We start from the raw sequence: 1,664 nt of genomic DNA, 5'->3' as shown, positions 1-1,664 counted from the left end.
AAGCATTCGAGGCGATTGCCTGGTACCACTGCGACCACCTCGGCACGCCGATGGAACTCACCGATGAGCAAGGCAACATCGCTTGGGCCGGCCAGTACAAGGCGTGGGGCGAAGTCCGCGAGGAGCGTTCGACATGGGCCAAACAGCACGGCCTGGGCAACCCGATTCGCTTCCAGGGCCAATATCACGATCATGAGACGGAGCTGCACTACAACCGCTATCGGTACTATGATTCGAAAGTTGGACGACTCATCAGACAAGACCCAATCGGTTATGCCGGCGGTATAAACGTCTATCTATATGCACCCAACCCGGTACAGTGGGTAGATCCATTGGGGTTGACATGTAAATGCCCATGCCAAGGTACCTTCTGGGCTGACAGGTCCCTACCTCGCGATAATCATGGTCATCCAACACCAGATGTAGTTGCACCACACACACAATTAGGTAGAAGAGACGGACGCAGAGGTGCTTATAATCAGGCACGTGAATGGGGATATGAGAACGGAAACCTTGTTCCTATCCGTGACATTGACTTCACCGATCACGGTCGTCCTCAAAACCACCCGTGTCCACATCAACATAACTGGCTCCCGAACCCTACCGGGGGAACACGGCAACACGGTCCTGCAATCCCTATGGAGATGCCATGATGCAAATGCTCTCACTATCAGCGCATAACAAAAATGGCTCAAAGTTATCACTTGGCGATGTGTTAGAGTTCATGCCTGACAACTCATGGAGTTGGTATATACTTGACTTTTACGGGATGGGCTGCCCCCCACCCGGATATACAATGGAATCTTTTGAGGAGAGCATTCGCTCTTCAGATATTGGCATTGCCATGACATGGTCTGAACTGGTTTTTTTTGCACACTCACTGGACCAAATAATAGACCTGCAAATAATTGCAGCCAAGGCCGAAACACTCACCTGCCGCAAGGAAGTAGAGGATAAAAGCTCTTGCAATGTCGAAATAGTCATCGAGGCATTCGACAGTACTGAATGGTCCATATGGATACGTGACACCACAATATATGATCGTATCCGAAGTGCAATTCAGTAGTCATTATTAAAATTCCCCCAAGGACTTAATTGGCGCCAAACTTCTTGGAGCAGCCCAATTCGGCGGCGAACTTCTGGGGTCAGCCCGATGCCCCCCCAAAAAGGGTCGGAAATGTATTGAGAGGATGAAGCAAGGCGGGCCGAAACTAGGGACTCTCCGATCAAGTCAGCACAGGTCATCTGACCTGTGCTGAAATAGCCCTCCGCCCAACAGCCCTCTACAAGCCCTCCATCCCATGAGTCAGATGAGCTTTTCCGATTTCGAGTACGCCGGTAAGCGTAAGCAAACCCGTCGCGAGCGTTTCCTGGCCGAGATGGAACAGGTGGTGCCGTGGAGCGGTTTGCTGGCATTGATTGAGCCGCACTACCCAAAGGCCGGCGGTGGTCGCAAGCCGTACCATTGGAAACCCTCAACAACTACCTGCGAGACAAGGGCCTGTCGTTGCGCCAGGGCACCATTGTCGACGCCACGATCATCCACGCACCCAGTTCGACCAAAAACAAGGAAGGCAAACGCGATCCTGAAATGCACCAGACGAAGAAAGGCAACCAGTACTTCTTCGGCATGAAAGCGCACATCGGAGCCGACGCAGAATCGG

At 52.3% G+C, this 1,664-nt stretch carries 2 protein-coding genes and 1 pseudogene; all 3 read left to right on the top strand.

Going from position 1 to position 1,664, the window contains the following annotated elements; translation table 11 throughout:
* A partial coding sequence (locus F3J43_RS23895; RefSeq protein ID WP_205298072.1) for an RHS repeat domain-containing protein occupies positions 1-653 on the top strand: 653 nt, incomplete at its 5' end.
* The gene (locus F3J43_RS23620) at positions 650-1,066 is read left to right on the top strand and encodes a hypothetical protein (RefSeq protein WP_166892992.1); all 417 of its coding nucleotides are present in this window, start codon (positions 650-652) and stop codon (positions 1,064-1,066) included. The genes F3J43_RS23895 and F3J43_RS23620, both read left to right, overlap by 4 nt.
* A 235-nt stretch (positions 1,067-1,301) precedes the next feature.
* Positions 1,302-1,664: pseudogene (locus F3J43_RS23615) on the top strand (transposase); the annotation flags it as partial.

Origin of the sequence: Pantoea sp. Cy-639 (assembly GCF_011752525.1) — a bacterium.
In the GTDB taxonomy this organism is placed as follows: domain Bacteria; phylum Pseudomonadota; class Gammaproteobacteria; order Pseudomonadales; family Pseudomonadaceae; genus Aquipseudomonas.
The sequence above is the reverse complement of the archived record's forward strand: the minus strand, read 5'-3'. Positions and strand labels throughout refer to the sequence as shown.

What these genes read in the sequence shown, in the direction of transcription:
- F3J43_RS23620 (WP_166892992.1), top strand. Translation starts at nt 650, where the DNA reads ATGATGCAAATGCTCTCACTATCAGCGCATAACAAAAATGGCTCAAAG.